Raw genomic sequence first — 20,922 nt, forward strand, 5'->3', positions numbered from 1 at the left:
GGAATGATAGTTTTATGATCCGGAAAAATCTCGCAGGTGCGATGGTCAGGAAAACAGATACTATCGAATATTATAATATTTACCCTTTTGCAGCGACTGCTAAAATAGTGTTGAGTAAGCGTTCTCCGCAGAAGATGTTTGTATATAACCGAGAGGGGTTGGTTATTGATAGTGTATCATTAAAAGCAGGGAAATACGCATCCCTGATGGCGGAAAAAGAAGATGTATTTTTCTTATACAGAGGATGGCTGGAATTGCAATGGCAACAGGCACAGGAACATAAACAAGAGGGCATAAAGCTTTTGAATTCCAAAGCCGAAGTATATAATCAGACATCTTTTTTAGAGAACAGAGAGCAAATTCAGTATGCTGTGGTGAATTTGGAGCAATTACAAAATTCTATTGATGATAAGATCAGCAGTTTAATCGTACCGGTGCAAAAAGATGTTGAGCAATTATTGTTTGATCTTTATCGGGACCAGGAATCAGAAATAATCTATTTGGGGGCTATAGGTTTTGGCTACACGGTTTCGTATAAGCGCGGAAATAAGCGGTATAAGTTGACAGACCATCGGGGGAATGTATTGGCTACTGTTTCGGATAAGAAAGTGGGTGTTTCTGCCAATAGCAATACGATAGATCATTATGAAGCGGATATTGTTTCTGCGCAGGATTACTTTCCTTTTGGCATGCAGATGCCGGGAAGAGGTTTTAATAGCAGTAAATACCGTTATGGATATAATGATAAGGAAAATGATAATGAGGTAAAGGGAGATGGTAATCAGCAGGATTATGGCATGCGGGTTTCTGATCCTCGATTGGGAAGATTTTTAAGTGTTGATCCTATAATTACCAAATATCCCGGGTTAACACCTTATCGGTTCGCTAGTAATAGACCTATTGATGGCATAGATATGGATGGCTTAGAGGTTGTTAAAAAACCTAATCCTAAGAAATGCAGGGAAATGGTCAGAGGCAAAACCGAATGGGGTAATTAATCCTAATATAGGCAACGTCAGATTAGATGATAAGGGTGCGCCACATACAGAGCCATATATCCCACCTTTGAAGCCGGCAGATAATCCATTATCAACGTGGCAGTCAATTGTTCAATAGCTATGAAGAGAATAAAAAATATTAATGTGATATTGCTATTGCTGTTTGTTCTAGCATGCGGACCTGCATCTAATGAAGGAATCAATAGCAAATACAATGTTAAATATCCGGACTTTGGATTCTTTGATATTAAAGGTTCAAATGTAACTCCTGAATATCTGAATGGGCATTTAATCCGGTTGAAACATATTATAAATGGAAAACTGTACAGGATAGACACTATAATATATAATAATGAAACCAGCTTTTTTTTGCCTGAAGATGCTTTTGATAGCAAAGGTCATAATAATGAAAGAACTGTTAGGATTTCTGCTTGTATCTCAGATACATCCAAAACTTTTGTCTTTAAACAAAATGGATCAGGGTATTATTTGACCCTAATAGAGAGCAATTTGGGAGATTCATCTATAAAGGTTCAATTCTTGTTGAAGACAATTGGGTATAAAAAAATGAGCTCTAACGTGCTCGATTCGTTATCAAGTTTTAATCGGCATGTAACTCCTTACAATGAGTTTGTCGTCATTAAATATTATTATCGAGAGCAGCAATTATACTATCGTACCTTAGAAGGCAGTGATACATGGAGTGCATGGTCGCCTGATTATTATGAGTTGCAACATAGTTCTGGGTTTCTTTATTGGGATTTGGAATCTATAGAACAGAAAGAAAGTTTGATGTATCTCACAAAGGACATTTAATTAAGCGTTATTCCTGTTTAGTACAAAAGAAAAAATTGCACTTCTAAAACAACGTTCTATCGCTATCTTTTTTAATTTAAGTTAGTATATACTGAAAGAGAGGAGATCTATAAATTCTTACTCTTGTGATATACTCAGAAATTGGCAGATTTGGAGCAAATTTGCCACAAACAGGTTCGAAACTTGCCCCTTACAGCCCGCCTAACACAAAAGGCACTGACTTTCAGTGCGTTTTGTGTTATAGTGATATATAGATTCGAACACCATTAAATAATGTGTACATAAATCATATCTTCTGATTGCTTATAACGTGTTCCTTCAATGCTGTTTCGTAATCATTTACCCCTGCTTGCAAAGCATTTTTGTACGTTACTGTTAACTAATCTTTCAAGCATCGTACGGAAAAGCCGTGATACTTTCCACCATGGTTTCTACCTAAAGCTTCGCTGTCGAATCGCAAATACCAAGCCCAGGCATCCACATCGAGCCTCGAAAAAGAGACTTCTGGTTACAACAAACGAACCTTTGGTTACATTCATTCCTTTCAGATCGTAGAACTTTACATCATCAAAAACAGAAATAATGAAAGCAATAAGGATCTATGAATTTGGAGAACCAGAGGTCATGAAACTGGAAGAAACAGCACGCCCCAAACCTGCGTCGGATGAAGTACTGGTAAAGACCTATGCAAGTGGTGTAAACATTGTCGATTGTGGTATCAGAAGAGGTGGCAATGACATACTGAGGCCATATCTGAAACTGCCCCTTACACTGGGTTGGGATGCTGCTGGCATTATAGAGGAAGTTGGAGCTGAAATCACCGGCTTTCAGAAAGGTGATAAAGTATATGGCATACCCAACTTTCCCGGCGATGGCAGTTATGCCGAATACTTTGTGGCTAAAGCAACCTCGGTGGCCATCAAGCCACAAAACCTTACCTTCACAGAAGCGGCAGGTGTACCTTTAGCCGGTACCACGGCCTGGGTAGGAGTGGTGGATTATGGGAAGATACAGCCAGGCCAGAAGATACTCATTCATGGCGCAGCAGGAGGAGTTGGGAGTTTGGCCATACAGATCGCCAAAGCAAAAGGGGCGTATGTAATAGGCACTGCTTCGTCGCATAATCTGGCCTTTCTGAAAGAGCTGGGAGCCGATGAAGCCATTGACTACAGGAGTCAGCCTTGGGAAAAAATTCTGAAAGACATAGACGTGATCTTTGATGCCTCACCGGTGCGTGACAACGAGACCCGTCTTAATTTCGTACATGTATTAAGGCAGGGAGGTATACTGGTATGCTCGCAACTTGATTTTCCATATGCTGAAGACGTAAAAGCAGCTCTTGCAGCAAAGCAGGCAACCGGTGAGCTCGTAAGATTTCAAACCTATGATAGTTTAAAGGAGATGGCAACTATGATAGAGGACGGTAAACTAAAAGTAACAATAAGCAAAGTGTATCCGCTGGAGCAGGTTGCTGAAGCTCACAGGGAAAACGAAGCCGGGCATGTACGCGGTAAACTGGTGCTGGAGATCATAAAAGACTAAGAGAGTATGAGACATTTTAAAACCATCAGCGAATTTCATGAATATAGGGGGCTACCCCACCCCAATCATCCGTTGTTCAGTGTCATAGACATCTCTACACCTATGCAAATGCAGGAGGAAGAACCTGTGAATATGACTATGGACTTCTATAGTATCGCGGTGAAACGAATGTCAAACGTGAAGGTTAAGTATGGACAGCAATATCTCGACTTCAATGAAGGCGTCATGTCATTCATGGCCCCACGGCAAGTCTTCAGCATCAGCATCAATGATGAAACAATAGAAACACAAAGATCAGGATGGGTGATATATATTCATCCTGATTTCTTATGGAATACACCACTTGCTAAAGTCATCAAGCAGTACGACTTTTGGGACTATTCCCTCAGGGAAGCGCTATTTCTTTCTGCCAAAGAAGAAACCACCATCTATAACATCATTGAAAACATCATACAGGAATATTATAACAACATTGATAAATTCAGTAAAAAGATCATTATCGCGCAAATAGAAAGCCTGCTTACCTACGCAGAGCGTTTCTACAACCGGCAGTTCATTACCCGGGAAAAAACAAACCATCAGTTGGTCGGAAAACTTGCAGAACTGCTTGATCAATACTTCAATACCCATGAACTGATTGCGAAAGGATTGCCCACTGTTCAATACATAGCTGATCAACTGCATTTATCCCCCAAATACCTCAGCACCTTACTGAGTACCGTCACAGGCCAGAGCACGCAACAGCATATCCATGAGAAATTGATAGAGGTCGCTAAAGAAAAACTGTCCACGACCAGCTTTTCCGTTGCTGAGGTTGCCTACCAGTTAGGATTTGAACACGCGCAATCTTTTAACAGGCTCTTCAAAACAAAAACGAACCTGTCTCCACTGGAATTCCGAGCTTCCTTCAACACTAATTAGATAGCTTCGCCTGTCGCCTTCCCATCAAATTTGTCGTTCGTGATCTTGGTCTGGAAGATTAATAGGGGCACTTCTGATTGGTGGCTGCAATCTATGAATTGACAAACACCATAAATGGATTAGTATACCGGAAGGTACTGTTATCATGGATCCTGCGAATTAAAAGCTTTTTGGCTTTTGGTTCGAACATTGTTCCTCGCATCCCACTAAATAATTGAAGCCTTCAGATCATATCTGAAGGCTTTTCTGTTTGAGACCGGTTTGCCCAGTCTTGTCTTTAATGATTTTGACTCTGACAGGACAGTAGAGAAGTTACTACCAATAGGTAATTGTTCTTATCAGTTTCTTTTCATCATAATCTTTCGTCAACCAGTTACCGGCTTTATCATTGTGGTAATCATGAAGAATAATTTTCGGTTCACCGTATAAAGAAACATGTTTTTCTTTTACGAGGCCATTATTAGCATTGTAATAATATTTCACGTAAGCTGACTTCGTCTGGCAACCCCAAACAATATCGTTAGTGAGAAAGATTGTATTACCGAGTGTATCCTTTTGCTCGAATCGCTTTTGAATGGTATCTCCTTTATGAAAGAATAGGTAAATCTCAGTACTGTCTGTGGTAATGGATTCTGATTTCTTTTTAATGCCATCCTCATCCAGGCTATATTCTCCTTTTTTAATCTTCCCATCCGCATAATAATCATAGACGGTTTTATTAACGTCTCTGCCAAAGGAATTGAAGATTTCTTCTACAAGCCTGCCGAGGGTATCATAGCGATATCTGTTGCTCCTTTCAAATGAAGTGTCACGTACTAAAAGTCCTTTGGCATTATAAAAGAATTGATCTGATGTTTGTGGATTTCTGTTATGGGTTTCATTAATGGTTTTGATCCCATTTATCGTATCATACTCATACTTACAAAGGAAAGTGTCAATGCTACCAGTTGACTGGATCCTAATTCTATCTTTCCGGGTAAGAAAGCCCATTTCGTTGTATTCACAGGTGAGGATACTCGTCCATTTTCCGTTTTCATATTCATTTTCAATGACTTGTTTAGGTCTTCCTCTTAGTTGGTCCACTTTCCAGTCGTTTTTAATATGGAGAAGAAAGTTCTCTTTGTGTTCGGAAGTTGAGCAGGCACAGAATAATAATAGGGTGATTACTAAGTATTTCATAGTTTAAATCTTGTTTATCCGGGTATAGGTAGGGCAAAATTAGAAGAATTATTAAATATTTTAATAGATGGCCATGAATGAATTAATTATTTTAGACCAAGCCGCGACTATAAAGCTATCGCTCTTATTGCAAACTTTTCCGTCACTGTTTCAAGTAATGATGTGCTACACATCCGGATTTGAAAACCATGGTATCAACCAGCTTTAATTTAAGTTTCTCCTGAAGGCTGCCGGCATCCAGCAATGGTCTCCCTTTCCCCACAATTATCGGATGGACAACTAAATGAAATTCATCGATAAGGCCTGCTGCTATCAATTCCGGAAGCAGGCTTACACTGTCTAGTGAAATTTTTTTACCGGGTTGCTGCTTTAGTTTCAGGAGTTCTTCTGCGGGGTTATTACGTATAATCCGCGTATTTTCATCGACACTGTCTAATGATCGCGAAATAACAACTTTATCGATAGCAGTAAGCCTTTCGGCAAATCTATTTTCGCCCGCTGTACCGGATTTACTTTTTGCGACATCAGCCCAATAGGGAAACATTAACTCATACATTACACGACCGTAAAAGAGCAGGTCTACGTCGTCCATCATCCCTGTGAAATAGTCATAAAGCTCTTCAGTGGGATCAAAAATAGTATGATCGCAATAACCATCTATGCTAATATTCATACCAAACGTTACAGTTCTCATTTTATTGGTTTTGGCGTTTTAGGACATCAATCAAAACTAAGATATAGCATTAACTATTGAGGGGGCGATCCGCGACAAAAAAAAGGGGCATTTAAGCCAGGAGTACTGTAAAAATTGACGGAGATACTGCGACAGGGATTTCTTTTTCATAGAGGAAAATATTAAAGCAGAATTGCCTGGCTAATCGATGAATTCGCTCCAAATCCCGGGCAAATCGGTTCGATAATTGTCCCTCGCAGCCCCATAGATAGATTTTCAAAGTCCGGCAGCCATTAACAAAAACATGTGTTTGAACCTCAGATTCGAATACCCATGATCAGTGTTTTTCTGTCATCGTACATTCTGTTAGGAAATCCTTACATCCTGTTACTCACAATTGTTGCTTGCCGTCTAACTTTGTTCTATAAAAAATTCTAAACAATGAACCAAACAGATTTAGAAAAGAACAAGACGGTAATAGCCCGTTTCGATAAAGCATGTATTGAAAAGAACGATAAAAAAGCATTAGATGAATTAGTGGCAGACCATGTCATCAATCACGCCGCTCGACAGGGGGCATCTAACGGAAAAGAAAGTTTTCATCATTTTCTTCAGCTATTGCACTCAGGACTGTCAGATATAAAAGTGGAAATATTACAACAGGTGGCCGAAAAGGACTTGGTAGTAACCCGGAAAAGCATCAGCGGTATGCATACAGGGAACTTTATGGGTGTGCCGCCAACTGGTAAGGCGATCAGCATTGAAGCTATTGAAATTATTCGCCTGGAAAATGGAAAATACGCTGAACATTGGGTGCAAAGCAATCTGAGAGAGTTGCTTTCGTCTCTTAATTAAATTGAGACAAATGCATTCACTCACTTAATCGTACGGTGCTATCTATTCTTAAAAAACTAAATTTACAGGATGAAAAGCGAACAGCCATTCCATATCAGGTCCATCAGTGAATTTCATCGCTGGAGAGGATTTTCGCCACCGGAACATCCGTTGGTGAGTGTGGTACAATTGGATTCCATAAACACTGATTTCCTCAAGGTGGCGAAAAATATGGTGTTTGACTTTTATTGCATTGCATTAAAGCGCAATTTCAACCTGAAAATAAAGTATGGGCAGCAACGGTATGACTTTGACGAAGGGGTAATGTCTTTTATGGCGCCCGGACAGGTGTTTGGAATGGAGCAGGATACAGCAGACAGGGAAAACAAGGTTAACGGATGGATGCTTTTATTCCATCCGGATTTTCTTTGGAAAACGATTTTGGCAAAGAGCATAAAAAAATACGTGTATTTTGACTATTCGGTAAATGAAGCATTGTTTCTGTCTGAAAAAGAGGAGATGATTATTGTAGGAATTATGCAAAATATCCTGCAGGAATGCCATACCAATATGGATAAATTCAGCCAGAACATTATCATTGCGCAGATGGAGGTCTTGCTGAACTATGCAGACCGGTTTTACAACCGGCAGTTTCTGACACGTAAGATAGCCAACCACCAAATTCTGGAGCAGTTGGACGCTGCCTTACATAATTATTTTTCCAGCGGGAACCTGCTGCAACACGGTGTACCAACCGTACAGGAAATCGCCGGTAAACTGTGTCTTTCCCGCAATTATTTGAGTTCATTGCTGAAAATAACCACGGGTAAAAATACACAGCAGCATATACAGGATAAATTGCTTGAAATTGCAAAGGAGCGGATTTCAGCCACATCAGTATCCGTAAGTGAAATTGCCTATGAGCTTGGCTTTGAGCATCCACAGTCCTTCAGCAGGATGTTCAAAACCAAAACCGGATTGTCGCCACTGGCCTTCAGGGCGTCATTTAGTTAGTCGAAAGTTGTCACTTGCTCTCCGCAGGTTTAAATGGGAATAATTAAGTATAATTATGCTTGATTATTCCCATTTTATTTATTGAAAGAACAAATCACAATATTCCCATTGGGTCAGACAATGAGCTGGAATTACAACCTGGGTACAACAAGCGTCATTTGCAGGTCCTTCTTCACTTCTTTCCATTCCATCCAAATATGGTCATGAGGATATTCGTCTCCCGTCATTCTGTCTTCAATTTCTTCCTTACGTTGTTGATAGAATGCAATTGCCCTTAAAACCCGTGCAGTATCAAAATCTATTTCACCGTTGATCAATTCGGCATTAGTTTCCAGTATACGACCAATGTTGATCCTGTTCTCTGTCAAAGAAAGGTGACCATTCGGGCCTGAAATTTTCATGCCTGCAACCAGCAGTTCATCCAATATACTATTGGCATGATCATCCTGTCCATCATCTTCCCAGGAGCAAATATCGCATATGTCAAAACTGCCCCGCTCCGCAAGGGTAGGGAAACCACACCCCGGGCAGGTATACAGGGGAATGTCGTTGGCTTGAAGATAAACATCATAATGAGCCCTTCTGGCAAGGAAAGCGGCTAGTATCTCAACATCGCTCATATAGTTTAAATTACGAGATCTTTGAGAAAAAAAGAAGTGCATCCGACGTTTATCTTGATGTGGGTTTCGAGAACCTTTCCCATTTTTCCTATGCATTTAAAAAGCATTTTGGTTACAATGCGACCAGTTCAGCCCCTTTTAGCATTGGGGAATCCGTTCGTGGGCATCATCCTTCCTGTAATAAAGGATAACAATGGCTGAACCCATTGCCACCACAAACCCAAGCCAGCCCAGTTGTTCTGCTCTTGCTTCGTAACCTTTTTCAATGATTACCTTATAAATGCCGTTCCCGCTTTTCAGTCCCCAGGCCCATTGGCCGAAGTTCCAGGCGGTATGTATACCTATAGGCAGTGCAATACCTTTGCTCCTTAGTGCAGCCAGCCCGAACAGCCAGGCGCCCATACCGGCGCCAATAATGGCCCCGGGCCATGTCATACCACCGACCACATGTTCCGCTATAAACAGGGCAGCTACGACCAATTGTGCAGTCAGTCTGCCTGCTGTCCTGTCAAGGCTGCGCAGCGGGTATCCCCGGAAGGCTATTTCTTCCCTGCATGCGACGAGCAGGAACAATAATAAATTGGAGCCTATGGTTATAAATCCCGCTTCCGGTGAACGCACTATTTTCAAATGACCGCCCGTAAGTACAACCAGGAATTGAAAAGTTACCAGCACAGATCCGGTCAGTAAGCCGGTCAGTAAATGGGAAAGCGTGCGGCGTCCCGGCAGCAGACCTATGTCCGGCAGGCTGAGTTTTTCCCAGCGGATAAATAAAAGGCTTAACCCTAACGCAGAAGCAACAGCGGGCAAAATGGACAGGAGCTGCGGCCAGGGACCGGGAAGGTCTCTTGTTAAAGGAGAGAATAAAGCGAGACTGGCAGCACAGCAAAACCAGAAGAGCAGTACCCGGGCTAAAGTAAATAATGGTCGGATCATATTCCACAAATATTTTTGCCGAAAATATCCAAACCAGCGTGGTTAAAGGTCGCAAAACAGGATTTGAGACCTGAATTTCATGCAGATTTTTCCCCTGCCTTGTAAAACTGGGAGGGTGTTTGGCCAGTCGCTTTTTTAAAGGCCCGATAGAATGACGCTTTTGAATTGAAGCCGGAATCATAAGCCAGACCCATCAGGCTAAATTTGTTGTTCGTTGGGTTGGCCAGCCGTTGTTTAAAATCCTCGACCCGGAGCCCATTGATGAAATCATTGAAATTCATACTGAAGCCCGTATTGATGATATAGGACAATTCATTTACAGGTATCCCCAGGTATTTGGCCAGGATCTGCAAGTTGATGTCCTCTTCCCTGTACCAATCCTGTTCTTTCATTTTTTGGAGGAGAGCAGCCTTTTTATCTGTTAGTTCGGCTGGGGGGATCAATTCTCTTTTTCCCTTCACCGGTAAATAGAGTAAACCAATTTCCGGCCGGTAATAACCTGCTATTCCCAGGGCATAAATACAGCAGCAAAGGACAAGATAGATCGGATAGTAGGGCATCATGCCCGATAACGACCGACCTTTTAAGAAGATTACCCACAAAATATACATAAACCAGGAGACCGTAATTAAGAAGGAGGCTCCCATCACTTGATCGGTCCATTTTATCATCGCTTTATTCCCCGCGCCGTTTATGCTGTTTTTGTATTGCCTGATGAGCGAAAAGGAGAGGCATCCATAAACGGTAAACAAAACAAAGGCGAGGATGTCCATGAGGAAACCCGGTTTTTGGACCAGTGTGGTATATTGGCTCAAGGTAAGGTTGAACAGGATCAGGGCAGGCAGCAGGTCAAACAGTAAGGAGGGTACGAAATGCCAGAGACGGTTGGCCGAAAAGCGATAGCCGTCAGTCACAGCAGTTTTCAAATAAAAATAAAGCAGTGGGCCGAAGGTAAACTGGTATAACAATGGAACCGGGAGGTAATGGTTGAAGTAGGGTATCTTTTCCTGCAGCACTATCTTAATACTACCCAGCGCAAAAACCAGCAGCAGTAAGCCAAGAAAGACATTGCCGCGTGTTCCTTTCTTTTTTACAAAAATCAGGGCACTCCAGATTAGTCCGTTGACTGCACCGGCCAGGATTAATAATTGAAAGAAGTTGAAAGAGATATACACTGCTTTTTAAGGTAAAAGTATAAATTTAATTGCGGTGATCATGAAGGGAAAAACGAAACCTCAGATTAGCGTTTGGATGCTGTGAGCAGGCTAACACAGCCCGAAGTTGTTTTTACTGCCTCGTGGATACTTCGGAGCTGTTGGTAAAATATTTAGCCTATATTTAAAATAAAACGATAAATTTATTTTGTTTTATTTTAAATATTGTTATTTTTGGACTATAAATAATACTCCGATGCGTAAAGTAATGTTCTCTAAAATATTCCTTATTAAAATAGTTTTATGGGCTACCATCTTTTTCTCCGCCCAAGCACTGATTTATCATATCCGGTGGTTCATCCCTTTTCTAAATCATCAGACCACACCCACGCTTTTTGCTGATAAAATGCCCATGTTATGGTTCATTGTTCAGATTTGTAGCAATTCCATTTTTTTGATAGTAGGGCTTCTCTTACTCAATCTGTTTAGAAAATACCAGCGAACCGGTTTTTTTGACAAACAAACGCTCCGCGTATTCAACGCAATTATCTACAGTTGTCTCGGGCTTGCTTTATTAGGAATTATCCAGACGATTGCTAATAATTTGTACGAAGTTCACCTTCAGCAATGGACATCAACCGTAAGCGTTGCCAACCTTGCTTTACGGTCGTTTACCACGCTATTGATTTTTAAAGAACCGCAAACGATGTATTTTCTACTGGCAATTATCCTATGGTCGGTTAAGCAATTTGTTACAAAGGCCTTGATCATTAAACATGAGAATGAATCATTCGTATAAATATAAATATGGCGATAATAATCAATTTAGATGTGATGATGGCAAAGCGAAAGATGTCACTGAATGAACTTTCTCAAAGGGTAGGTCTTACAACTGTGAATTTATCCATTTTGAAAAATGGTAAAGCAAAAGGAGTGAGGTTTGACACATTGGAAGCAATTTGCAAGGTGCTGGATTGTCAACCAGGTGATATCCTGGAATATCGCGAATAATTAAACAATGTTGCTTATACATTACCGGTACAATTATTTTATATCCACATTTCTATTATTTGCTTTAATTAGTAAAAAAAGGAAGAATGAAACAATTGTCGTTGTAATCAGGAATGTCAGAAAACTTACATCATAATTTATGGGCAACTTATCATTGAAAGTGGGCCGCAACATTGCTTTGTTGGCTCCATCCAGACCCGTAATTGTATGTAATAAAATGTTACTTATTACATGAACGCCAATTGCCGTCCACAAAGAGCCTGTTAAAATAAAGGCATAACTAAATATTAAAGAATAGGTTGCAGTAGTAACAACCATTTTTAAACCCGCGATACCAAACCCTGTTCCGGGAAGGTGGAATGATCCGAATGCCAGGGCCATCACCCAAACAGCTTTATGCCATCCTATCCGATTACTAAGTGCGATTAAAAGAAAACCACGAAATATCAATTCTTCTAAAAAATTACCCCAAAAATATGAATAGCTTTCTTTCAATATCTCTGACCCATTTAAGGTGCCGGCGGAAAAATGAAATGGGACGAAAAGATATAATATCAATCCCATTAATGATAACGACAGGATGCCTATACATGCGCCCAGGAGGAAATTAAAGAATGATCTACGGGAAAAGTCTAATCCCAGAAATGTTGTTGGGAGATGATTTTGTTTTAGAAGGCGAATGTTTCCAATGATCGTAAAGATAACTATAAGGGCCGTTATCGTTGTACGGAAAATATATGGTATTGTATTTTGAGAAGGGAAGGCAGCCTGCCCTAAAATATTTAACGACCAGGCGCCCGTTCCTAAGGCAATAAACAGCCATATCGAGCGGGGACTGAAATTTAAACCGGATTGTTGAAATAAGGGGCTAGATCTCAACTGGCTGTATCGATTAGGCATGATTAAATATATTCAGGCTTTCCTGTAAAGCGTTTGTCGAACCTTTTTCCTGCAAGATCGGAATAGCGTATATCGTTGGATGTGATCTTTTCCATGTGTTAAATTTAAAAGAAAATGTTCTCATTCAACCATCTGTCGGTTGCAAAGATTAATTAATCATTAGCTATCTTATCTTGTAATATCAGGTGGGAGTCTAATCTTTTAAGGCCTTCTCAATATTTCTGTCGGGTACTATCCACATAATTGCAGTTGAAAATAATAATATGCCTGATATTATTGGATTAATGTAGGCGAAAATTGTTGCGCATGCGTAGCCAATTATTGATAGAAATCCTTTCTTATAAAGATTTTTGAATGCGGTTTTAAATAAAGCCAGATCCTGCGTATTTTTCTCCACGAATTTCTGTAAAATGGTAAAGGCAATTCCACAAATTAATAATAGTATGGAGTAAACTAATACGGTATGTGCTGCAAACCCGTTTTCGCCCATCCAACCTGTTGCGACTGGAATTAAAGATAGCCAAAATAATAAATTTAGATTTGCCCACATAATACCTGATGTTACAGTTCTTAATGAGTATATTAAATGATGATGGTTCCCCCAATAAATTCCAATAAAAAGAAAACTTATCAGATAACTTATTAAAACGGGAACAAGCGATTGCAATGCTGACCATGCAGTAGTATGTGGGATCTTGATTTCTAAAACCATAATGGTGATAATAATGGCCAAAACCCCATCACTAAAAGCTTCTAATCTGTTTTTATTTATCGGCATTTTTCTTTGATTTATTATCATTTTCCTTGTTTAAAAACAATCTCTCAGAATTATAAACCTTATATGGTTGGGTAAATAAGCGTGTCCAGCCGAATTGCTTCATAAGTCAAAGAAAGTACAAACCGGTACATAAACCAAATTTTGGAAGAAGGAAAAATAGTAATGTAAATCAAGGAGACTGACTTCAATAAATAAATCAGCTCCTTCATTTTATTGTTTAGTGTAGGTGTAATAATGGCAGATAAGAATAGATTTATACACCTTATCTGACGTGAATATCAGGTGAAGTTAAATTGAAAAAACAAATCCTGAACACATATTCCAAAGCTAAATCAGAGAACTAAACAGTCAGATGCAGTGTATTTATGATCAACAAACCTGGCAATCTAAACTGTCATAATATTCAAACTGCGACATTAAAAGTCCAGGTCATCATCAGTCGGAAACTCAGTTACAAAAGTGGCCGCAAAGAATTTATTCTTTAGCGGATTAACAATATCTATTGGATAGGGTACTTCTCACACTTTGTCAGGCACCTGGATTCTAAGAAGTATTGTTAAGAAAAGGGATTGAACAGGTATTGATAAGGTTCATCCTCCGTTCATCCTACGTTCGCGAACGTAGGATGAACGGAGGATGAACCTTATCAATACCTGTTCAATTCTGCTTCACACAGGGTCTTATTATAATCTGTGAAGGTATATCATACTGTTAAGGGCTTACAAGGAACCCCCTAAAAAAGGCTCACGAACGTTATATATAAAAGTATAACAATGTATTTAATGAATAAACTATATAACATGAGAAGAAATAGCAATAAAACACAACAGGCTCCGCGTGGAGCCTGTTGTGTTTTATTGCCAATATTATCTATAAAAATTATATGAGTACTAAAGAAGACAATATCTGAACAGTACGTATTATTTGTTATAGGGTGTTAATAATTCTATTGGGTAAACTGCATCTCACTCAGGTTCTTATACAATCCTTCATGCACATTCACCAGCTCTTTATGTGTCCCTTCTTCTACGATCGCTCCTTTATCCAGTACAATGATCTTATCTGCCTGCCGTATCGTAGCCAACCGGTGAGCAATCACGATCGATGTTCTGCCTTCCATTAATTTATTCAGCGCATCCTGTACCAGTCTTTCAGACTCCGCATCCAATGCAGAAGTCGCTTCATCCAGTATCAATATCCTGGGTGCTTTTAATACAGCCCGGGCAATAGCAATACGCTGTCGCTGACCGCCGGATAACTGTATGCCTCTTTCTCCTACAATGGTCTGTAATCCGAGAGGGAACCGCTGAATGAACTCCCAGGCATTCGCTTTTTTCGCCGCTGCAATAAGTTCTTCTTCTGTGGCGTCCTGTTTACCATAAGCAATATTTTCTCCTATAGTGCCGCCGAAAAGAAACACATCCTGTGGCACTACGGACATCTGCGAACGTAACGCTGACAAAGGGAAATGATGGTTCTCTTTTTTATCAAAGAATATATGTCCATTACTGGGATCGTATAAACGGAGAAGCAGTGATACGATGGTACTTTTACCTGCTCCGCTTGGTCCTACAAGGGCTACTTTCTGATTCGCGGATACATTGAAGGATACACCTTTTAGTACAGGAGAATCTTCCCGTGAAGGATAGTGGAACGAAATATTTCTGAAACTGATGTTGCCTTGTAACTGATGTTCAGGATCTATTTTAACAATATCAGATAGCGGTTCTTTGGTTTCATCGAGTATCTGGAAAAGGTTCTCGGTAGCTCCGATACTCTTTTGGAGAGAAGTGTATATCTCCGCCAATCCACCAATAGAACTGCCGATAAATACAGAATAGAGCACAAATGAGAAGAGTTTACCGGTATCGAGACCAATCACGGCACCTCTCCATATTACCGCTACCAGTGCGCCAAATATGCCCATTATGATGAACGAAGAAAGAGCCGCTTTGAACTTTCCGCCTTTGATACCAATACGTGCTGCTTCATTTGTACGCCCGGTATATCTCTTCATTTCAAAGAATTCACTGGCAAATGCTTTTACACTGAAAATACCCTGCAAGGTCTCTTCTACAACGGTATTGGAAGAGGCTACCTGGTTCTGTATATCCTTTGAAAGATGACGGATAAAGCGGCCAAAAACAACAGCAATGATCACCATCACAGGTAGGATTGCCAGCATGAAACCTGTCAGACTGATCGATGTCATCATCAGTAGTGTAAGGCCTCCGCTGATGATAATGAGCTGCCGGACGAATTCCGGTAATGTGTTTGTGAAGGTTTCCTGTAGTAGTGTGATGTCGGACGATATCCTGCTGCTGAGTTCTCCGACACGTCTTGTCAGAAAGAAATTCATTGGCAGTTGTATGAGGTGATTATATATCGTCTGACGTAAGGTTGCCAGCGTTTTTTCAGAGACATTTACGAAAAGGATCGTTCTGAAAAAGGAGAAAACTGACTGTGCCATCAGCATACTGATCAATGATAATCCGATCATATTAATGGCGGAGTCATGATGATTTTTTTTACTTACGTCGATCAGTTCTCCCAGTAATTTCGGAAATGCAAGTCCAGCTAAACTGGATAACAGTAGAAATAACATCCCTGCGCTAAAGGCTGCCCAGTGAGGTTTTAGATATTTAAATAATTGCATTGCCTGTTTCGTAGATGTGGCAGAACGGGTTTGTTTAGATAGGATTTTCATCGTAAATATTTGGGTGGGCTTAACTGTTAACCGATTTATTTTAAGGAATGACTAAGTCAATAACAATGATGTAATGCTGAAAGATAAGTAGAATTTATTTTCCTCCCGAAAAATTAATTCAGGCCGATTCCGGGATATTTCTGTTACCATAATATATTATCTGTACGAATAGATTCTGAAGAAATTCTGTAGTTGCTATACTGAGATAATACATCAGTCAATCGCTGAAATCGGTCGTTGTTGTTATTTTCTTAACCAACGCAATTCTGTTTTTTTTTTGTTTAATAAAATTTGTTTCCTAATTTCGGTCATCGAACAAGAACAAATGTGTGTATAGTGATCTTGATATTTTTAAAACGAAACCCTAATTAAAAATCATAGTTTCCATTGACACACCCATGAATTGACTTTATTATGTAGCATTACTATCCGAAAAGCCCGACAACATATCTGGACCTAGCTCTGACCGGAATATGTCTTTTCAACCAATACAATAAGTTTATTAATTAATATGGATAGGTGTATCCACATAAGCGACAGCTATGTTCATCCATATTGATTTATTAACCTGGTAGAGGTTCTAAAGCATTGAATATTTGAACTTTAGATAAATGTATTAATCCTCTGCTTACTGATACATAATGTTACTTCCTTTGTTAATATAACCTTTGATTATGAGTAATCCTATCACAGGATGGTATGTTGTATATACCAGACCACGACACGAGAAAAAAGTCGCTGAACATTTATCAGCATTAAGCATTGTTAACTTTTTACCTACAACCCGAACACTGCGTTTATGGAATGACAGAAAAAGATACATTGATTCACCTCTGTTCCCTTCATATGTTTTCGTTTACCTGGAGAATATGGAAACATATTGTAAAATACTAAACCTTGAAGGGATACTTTACTATGTCAGAACAGGAAAAGAAGTCGTAAAAGTAAAAGAAGAAATTATCCACAACATTAGCCTGATCCTCAAAGGCACAAACGATATAGAAATATCAGACGAGTACTTTCAGCCGGGAGAACAGGTGATGATCAGTGATGGCGTCCTCTGCGGACTCGTCTGTGAGGTCGTTGAAGTAAAAGGGATGAAGAAAATTTTGGTGCGGATGAATGTGTTGCAGAAAAATATACTCGTCGCAGTACCCTCAGAATACCTGACGGCAATTCCAACATGATACACCTTTCTCCACATGCTATTATTTGCATCGGTGTAGTGAAAAACCCCGGTATTAGTCTTATAATATCACTATTCAGCCTGTAATTTTCAGTTGTAACTATTCTCTTTTCATCCCTGTGCATTAAAATGATCACATAGGAATGTTAAGCTGATAGCCGATTTGATACCGCGAATAATTATTCCGGTAAGTGGAAAACCTATAATTATACATAGCTGTTATTAGTTCACAAAAGCGTTACTCAATGGAAAAAATTAATCTTTTCTGTTTACCATTTGCCGGTGGAAGCAGATATTCTTATCGATTATATGAAGATAAAATGCCCCCGTTCATTAACATTGTTCCATTGGAATATCCCGGCAGAGGTGCAAGGATGAAAGAACCCCTTATGGAAGATATTGATCACCTGTTACAGGATCTTTATCTCCAGATAAATGATAAACTTGAGGATAATGCATATGCTATTTATGGACATAGTATGGGCGGACTGATATCCTGTCTGCTTACCAGAGAAGTAATTAAAAATAATCATACGCCTCCTTTACACCTTTTTATAACAGGAACACCCGGCCCTGCGGCATTATCAAGAACAGAAAAGAAAAGACATCTCCTGGACAAAAAATCCTTCATTGAAGAAGTCAGGAACCTCAATGGCAGCCCCGATGAGATCCTCCAGAATGATGAGCTACTCGACTATATCGAACCCATTTTACGTGCCGATTTTAAAGTAACAGAAAATTATATCTATTCTTCCGGTGAAAGCCTGAACGTACCTATGACCGTCATCACAGGCACAAAAGAAGATATGAAAACAGAAGACATTCAGTTGTGGCAACAGGAAACAAAATTTGCTGTCGATTTTAGAAGAATGCCAGGCCATCACTTTTTTATATATAAATACCCTTACGAGATTATTCAGATCATCGCGAAAAAATTAGTTGTTTATTCCAAATCATATTAATTATGAAAAAAGTTTATCTTAAACCCAACGTAGTATTGGAACCATTGTACGACAGATGGTACGCATGGAGCCATCTGATATCGCCTGCCCCCGCAGCCATGAACACCATCGCACGGCATCTCACTATCATGGATTCTTATCTCGCTGATCCAAGCATCCATGCTGAAGCAGTACTTAACCCCAAAATGAAAGGCGGTCCCTTCATGGATTTTGGCGGCGGAAGAGTAGAAGAAGTAGAGTCCCTGAAAAGCACCATTCTGAAACGGCAGGAAAAAGTCATTCAATTTGCCAAAGCAGCAAAAGAACTGGATAAAATATTACTGGCAGAAGCTAAAGGTTTCGGCCTCGAAACTGTATATGAAAAAGTACCGGAAATATTGAAAGGTTATGTGGAGCTCTTCTATGACCGCAATAACAACCCCGATTTCCGTTTCTTTGAATCATTGTTGTATAAGAGTGAATTTTATAACAAAAGTGCACAAAGCATCGCCTTATGGATCACGGATAATGATCACAGACCGTTTTGTTTAAGCACCCCGCGATTGGATGAACCAGATGTGCTGCACCTCAGCATCCCCTTTGATCATGCGGGTATCGATGAAATATCCCGTATGAAAAGAACGCCCCGGGCACTGTCTGAAATAAAACAAATACTGGGAATTACAGAAGAACAGTCTGCCCTGTTTGAAACATTCTTTACGGAAACACCTCCGCCAACATATAAGAAATATACCGGCGATAAGATCCGTATGCGTTATTTCGGTCATGCCTGCATACTTGTTGAAACAAAAGATGTAAGCATCCTGGTAGATCCGCTGATCAGCTACTATGGCTACGATACTGATATCGAACATTTCTCTGATGCAGACCTGCCCGATTCTATTGATTATGTACTCATCACACATAATCATCAGGACCATATCCTGTTTGAAACACTGCTGCCACTGCGCCATAAAATAAAAAACCTGATCGTACCACGTACCTGCAGTGGTAAACTGGAAGATCCTGATCTGAAACTGATGTTCAATAATATCGGTTTTAAGAATGTATTTGCAATGGATGAAATGGAAACCATAGAGTTTGTTGATACAACTATTACAGGCTTACCATTCACCGGTGAACACAGCGACCTGAACATCCTTACCAAAGCGTGTTACCTGGTACAGATAAGTGGTTTCAAATTACTGTTCCTGGCAGATTCCAGGATCGTAGAATCCAGATTATATAAACATATTCATAACCAGATAGGGGATGTAGACGTGTTGTTCCTGGGTATGGAATGTGACGGCGCTCCGCTCACCTGGTTGTATGGGCCGCTGCTTACCAAAAAGATCACAAGGGACCAGGACGGAAGCCGCAGACTGGCAGGGTCCGATTGTGCAAAAGGAATGGCGCTGATAAATATATTTAACCCGAAAGAAGCATACGTATATGCCATGGGGATGGAACCCTGGCTGGAATTTATAAGCAGCATCAAGTATACAGAAGAATCTAACCCCATCATCCAATCCAATAAACTGGTGAAACAATGCCAGGAAAAAGGCATCATTGCAGAACGTTTATATGGAGAGAAAGAATTACTATATAACAGAAAAGAAGAACTGATAGAAGAACTCCAGTAACCCCGCCTTCATTCACCATTACTCATATATAAGGTCTGCACCTGCGTCCACCGGACGCAGGTGTGAGTAACCTTTTATTTTCACTAAACATTGCGTTATGCTAAAAAAACTTGAGAGATTAGCCGCATTCATCGGAAATACCCCCCTGATGGAATTGCATAATACAGATACCCGCCTGTTTGCCAAACTGGAATACAACAATTTTTCAGGCAGCTCAAAAGACAGGGCTGCTTACAGTATCGTTTATCATGGGATCAAAACCGGACGCATTAATGAACACTCTACTATCATTGCGTCCAGCTCCGGTAACCTCGCCATCGCAGTGGCTTCCATCTGCAAAAATCTGGGCCTGAAATTCATTCCCGTTATTGATCCCAATATTAACAGCGCATATGAATCATTGCTGAACCTTTTATCTCATAAAGTGGTAAAAGTGACGGAACGTGATCATACAGGCGGTTACCTGCTTACCCGTATTGATGTGGTGAACAAATTACACGCGACCATAGAAAATAGTTTTATAGCTGATCAGTATGGTGATCCGAATAACTATAAAGGTTATTTCGGATTAGGCAGAGAGATCGTCCGCTCCATTGAAGACCTTGATTATATTTTCGTTGCTGTTAGCTCCAGTGGCGCTATTACAGGTATATCAAGAAGTGTGAAAGCAGAAAGACCGGATATTAAGATCATCGGCGTGGATGTGGAAGGGTCCGTGATCTTTAACGCTCCTCCGGTAAAAAGATATATCTCCGGTATAGGTGCCAGCCAGGTACCGCCGATTATTGAAAACGCACTCATCGATGATGTGGTGATCGTATCGCAGATGGATATCATCAGAGGCTGTTTTGAGTTGTTAAATGAACAGGTGATTTTTGCCGGCGCATCTTCAGGTGCCGTTTACTATGCTGCCAAAAACTATTTCAAAGACAATAAACACTCGGGTATTCCCAGTTCCCTGCTGATATTCCCGGATAAAGGTCATACCTACCTTGATACGATCTACAATAAGAAATGGGGCGAACAACTGGAAGCTAAACTGGAATCCACAATTACTGTTTAATACAAC

General features: G+C 40.1%; 20 protein-coding genes. 12 read left to right on the forward strand and 8 right to left on the reverse strand.

Features of this window, described 5'->3' with window-relative positions; genetic code table 11:
* Positions 1-14: 14 nt before the first annotated feature.
* From GO495_RS13470 to GO495_RS13485, 4 genes are all read left to right on the forward strand, one after another.
* Positions 15-998: an RHS repeat domain-containing protein gene (locus tag GO495_RS13470; RefSeq protein WP_157300230.1), complete on the forward strand. Its 984-nt coding sequence runs from the start codon at positions 15-17 to the stop codon at positions 996-998.
* Between the two features lie 120 nt (positions 999-1,118).
* Complete coding sequence (locus GO495_RS13475) at positions 1,119-1,814, forward strand: hypothetical protein (RefSeq protein ID WP_157300231.1); 696 nt, start codon at positions 1,119-1,121, stop codon at positions 1,812-1,814.
* Positions 1,815-2,396: 582 nt separating this feature from the next.
* Complete coding sequence (locus GO495_RS13480; RefSeq protein ID WP_157300232.1) at positions 2,397-3,356, forward strand: NADP-dependent oxidoreductase; 960 nt, start codon at positions 2,397-2,399, stop codon at positions 3,354-3,356.
* Between the two features lie 6 nt (positions 3,357-3,362).
* Positions 3,363-4,277 (forward strand): helix-turn-helix domain-containing protein, encoded by a 915-nt coding sequence (locus GO495_RS13485; RefSeq protein ID WP_157300233.1) that lies wholly within the window; start codon positions 3,363-3,365, stop codon positions 4,275-4,277.
* Between the two features lie 315 nt (positions 4,278-4,592).
* Here the strand turns inward: GO495_RS13485 and GO495_RS13490 are convergent, their stop codons facing one another.
* Positions 4,593-5,456 carry a hypothetical protein gene (locus GO495_RS13490; protein WP_157300234.1) on the reverse strand — a complete coding sequence of 288 codons (864 nt, stop codon included), beginning with the start codon at positions 5,454-5,456 and terminating at the stop codon, positions 4,593-4,595.
* A gap of 142 nt (positions 5,457-5,598) precedes the next feature.
* A complete protein-coding gene (locus GO495_RS13495; protein ID WP_157300235.1) occupies positions 5,599-6,150 on the reverse strand; it encodes a dihydrofolate reductase family protein in 552 nt (183 codons plus the stop codon).
* A gap of 420 nt (positions 6,151-6,570) precedes the next feature.
* On the opposite strand from GO495_RS13495, the gene GO495_RS13500 reads away from it, so the two are divergent.
* Both GO495_RS13500 and GO495_RS13505 read left to right on the forward strand, forming a co-directional pair.
* Entirely contained in the window at positions 6,571-6,984 is a 414-nt protein-coding gene (locus tag GO495_RS13500) for an ester cyclase (RefSeq protein WP_157300236.1), read from the forward strand.
* A gap of 69 nt (positions 6,985-7,053) precedes the next feature.
* Positions 7,054-7,977 carry a helix-turn-helix domain-containing protein gene (locus GO495_RS13505; RefSeq protein WP_157300237.1) on the forward strand — a complete coding sequence of 308 codons (924 nt, stop codon included), beginning with the start codon at positions 7,054-7,056 and terminating at the stop codon, positions 7,975-7,977.
* Between the two features lie 131 nt (positions 7,978-8,108).
* Here GO495_RS13505 and GO495_RS13510 read toward each other — a convergent pair whose 3' ends face one another.
* The 3 genes from GO495_RS13510 to GO495_RS32530 form a co-directional block, all read right to left on the reverse strand.
* Positions 8,109-8,597 carry a CPCC family cysteine-rich protein gene (locus GO495_RS13510; RefSeq protein ID WP_157300238.1) on the reverse strand — a complete coding sequence of 163 codons (489 nt, stop codon included), beginning with the start codon at positions 8,595-8,597 and terminating at the stop codon, positions 8,109-8,111.
* Positions 8,598-8,735: 138 nt separating this feature from the next.
* Positions 8,736-9,533, reverse strand: coding sequence for a CPBP family intramembrane glutamic endopeptidase (locus tag GO495_RS13520; protein ID WP_157300239.1), 798 nt, complete (start codon positions 9,531-9,533; stop codon positions 8,736-8,738).
* A gap of 77 nt (positions 9,534-9,610) precedes the next feature.
* Positions 9,611-10,708, reverse strand: coding sequence for a helix-turn-helix domain-containing protein (locus tag GO495_RS32530; protein WP_157300240.1), 1,098 nt, complete (start codon positions 10,706-10,708; stop codon positions 9,611-9,613).
* Between the two features lie 235 nt (positions 10,709-10,943).
* On the opposite strand from GO495_RS32530, the gene GO495_RS13530 reads away from it, so the two are divergent.
* Positions 10,944-11,486, forward strand: a complete 543-nt coding sequence (locus tag GO495_RS13530) for a hypothetical protein (RefSeq protein WP_157300241.1) — start codon at positions 10,944-10,946, stop codon at positions 11,484-11,486.
* Between the two features lie 8 nt (positions 11,487-11,494).
* Positions 11,495-11,698 (forward strand): helix-turn-helix domain-containing protein, encoded by a 204-nt coding sequence (locus GO495_RS13535; RefSeq protein WP_157300242.1) that lies wholly within the window; start codon positions 11,495-11,497, stop codon positions 11,696-11,698.
* A 33-nt stretch (positions 11,699-11,731) separates the two neighbouring features.
* Here the strand turns inward: GO495_RS13535 and GO495_RS13540 are convergent, their stop codons facing one another.
* The 3 genes from GO495_RS13540 to GO495_RS13550 all read right to left on the reverse strand — a co-directional run bounded on the left by GO495_RS13540 (position 11,732) and on the right by GO495_RS13550 (position 16,083).
* Positions 11,732-12,598, reverse strand: coding sequence for a CPBP family intramembrane glutamic endopeptidase (locus GO495_RS13540; protein WP_157300243.1), 867 nt, complete (start codon positions 12,596-12,598; stop codon positions 11,732-11,734).
* 193 nt (positions 12,599-12,791) lie between these two features.
* Complete coding sequence (locus tag GO495_RS13545) at positions 12,792-13,376, reverse strand: TMEM175 family protein (protein ID WP_157300534.1); 585 nt, start codon at positions 13,374-13,376, stop codon at positions 12,792-12,794.
* 946 nt (positions 13,377-14,322) lie between these two features.
* The gene (locus GO495_RS13550) at positions 14,323-16,083 is read right to left on the reverse strand and encodes an ABC transporter ATP-binding protein (protein ID WP_157300244.1); all 1,761 of its coding nucleotides are present in this window, start codon (positions 16,081-16,083) and stop codon (positions 14,323-14,325) included.
* 674 nt (positions 16,084-16,757) lie between these two features.
* Here GO495_RS13550 and GO495_RS13555 point away from each other — a divergent pair.
* The 4 genes from GO495_RS13555 to GO495_RS13570 all read left to right on the forward strand — a co-directional run bounded on the left by GO495_RS13555 (position 16,758) and on the right by GO495_RS13570 (position 20,916).
* Positions 16,758-17,270 carry a UpxY family transcription antiterminator gene (locus tag GO495_RS13555; protein ID WP_157300245.1) on the forward strand — a complete coding sequence of 171 codons (513 nt, stop codon included), beginning with the start codon at positions 16,758-16,760 and terminating at the stop codon, positions 17,268-17,270.
* 244 nt (positions 17,271-17,514) lie between these two features.
* Positions 17,515-18,231 carry a thioesterase II family protein gene (locus GO495_RS13560; RefSeq protein WP_157300246.1) on the forward strand — a complete coding sequence of 239 codons (717 nt, stop codon included), beginning with the start codon at positions 17,515-17,517 and terminating at the stop codon, positions 18,229-18,231.
* Between the two features lie 2 nt (positions 18,232-18,233).
* Positions 18,234-19,853: an MBL fold metallo-hydrolase gene (locus GO495_RS13565; RefSeq protein WP_157300247.1), complete on the forward strand. Its 1,620-nt coding sequence runs from the start codon at positions 18,234-18,236 to the stop codon at positions 19,851-19,853.
* A 97-nt stretch (positions 19,854-19,950) separates the two neighbouring features.
* On the forward strand, positions 19,951-20,916 hold the full coding sequence (locus tag GO495_RS13570; protein WP_157300248.1) for a pyridoxal-phosphate dependent enzyme: 966 nt from the start codon (positions 19,951-19,953) through the stop codon (positions 20,914-20,916).
* Positions 20,917-20,922: the final 6 nt, after the last annotated feature.

Origin of the sequence: Chitinophaga oryziterrae, from assembly GCF_009758125.1 — a bacterium.
GTDB lineage: Bacteria > Bacteroidota > Bacteroidia > Chitinophagales > Chitinophagaceae > Chitinophaga > Chitinophaga oryziterrae.

Coding starts and splice junctions, on each gene's coding strand:
- GO495_RS13485 (WP_157300233.1), top strand. CDS start 3,363: ATGAGACATTTTAAAACCATCAGCGAATTTCATGAATATAGGGGGCTA.
- GO495_RS13490 (WP_157300234.1), bottom strand. CDS start 5,456: ATGAAATACTTAGTAATCACCCTATTATTATTCTGTGCCTGCTCAACT.
- GO495_RS13530 (WP_157300241.1), top strand. CDS start 10,944: ATGCGTAAAGTAATGTTCTCTAAAATATTCCTTATTAAAATAGTTTTA.
- GO495_RS13565 (WP_157300247.1), top strand. CDS start 18,234: ATGAAAAAAGTTTATCTTAAACCCAACGTAGTATTGGAACCATTGTAC.
- GO495_RS13545 (WP_157300534.1), bottom strand. CDS start 13,376: ATGCCGATAAATAAAAACAGATTAGAAGCTTTTAGTGATGGGGTTTTG.
- GO495_RS13560 (WP_157300246.1), top strand. CDS start 17,515: ATGGAAAAAATTAATCTTTTCTGTTTACCATTTGCCGGTGGAAGCAGA.
- GO495_RS13470 (WP_157300230.1), top strand. CDS start 15: ATGATCCGGAAAAATCTCGCAGGTGCGATGGTCAGGAAAACAGATACT.
- GO495_RS13510 (WP_157300238.1), bottom strand. CDS start 8,597: ATGAGCGATGTTGAGATACTAGCCGCTTTCCTTGCCAGAAGGGCTCAT.
- GO495_RS13555 (WP_157300245.1), top strand. CDS start 16,758: ATGAGTAATCCTATCACAGGATGGTATGTTGTATATACCAGACCACGA.
- GO495_RS13520 (WP_157300239.1), bottom strand. CDS start 9,533: ATGATCCGACCATTATTTACTTTAGCCCGGGTACTGCTCTTCTGGTTT.
- GO495_RS13480 (WP_157300232.1), top strand. CDS start 2,397: ATGAAAGCAATAAGGATCTATGAATTTGGAGAACCAGAGGTCATGAAA.
- GO495_RS13500 (WP_157300236.1), top strand. CDS start 6,571: ATGAACCAAACAGATTTAGAAAAGAACAAGACGGTAATAGCCCGTTTC.
- GO495_RS13475 (WP_157300231.1), top strand. CDS start 1,119: ATGAAGAGAATAAAAAATATTAATGTGATATTGCTATTGCTGTTTGTT.
- GO495_RS13535 (WP_157300242.1), top strand. CDS start 11,495: ATGGCGATAATAATCAATTTAGATGTGATGATGGCAAAGCGAAAGATG.
- GO495_RS13550 (WP_157300244.1), bottom strand. CDS start 16,083: ATGAAAATCCTATCTAAACAAACCCGTTCTGCCACATCTACGAAACAG.
- GO495_RS13495 (WP_157300235.1), bottom strand. CDS start 6,150: ATGAGAACTGTAACGTTTGGTATGAATATTAGCATAGATGGTTATTGC.
- GO495_RS13570 (WP_157300248.1), top strand. CDS start 19,951: ATGCTAAAAAAACTTGAGAGATTAGCCGCATTCATCGGAAATACCCCC.
- GO495_RS13540 (WP_157300243.1), bottom strand. CDS start 12,598: ATGCCTAATCGATACAGCCAGTTGAGATCTAGCCCCTTATTTCAACAA.
- GO495_RS13505 (WP_157300237.1), top strand. CDS start 7,054: ATGAAAAGCGAACAGCCATTCCATATCAGGTCCATCAGTGAATTTCAT.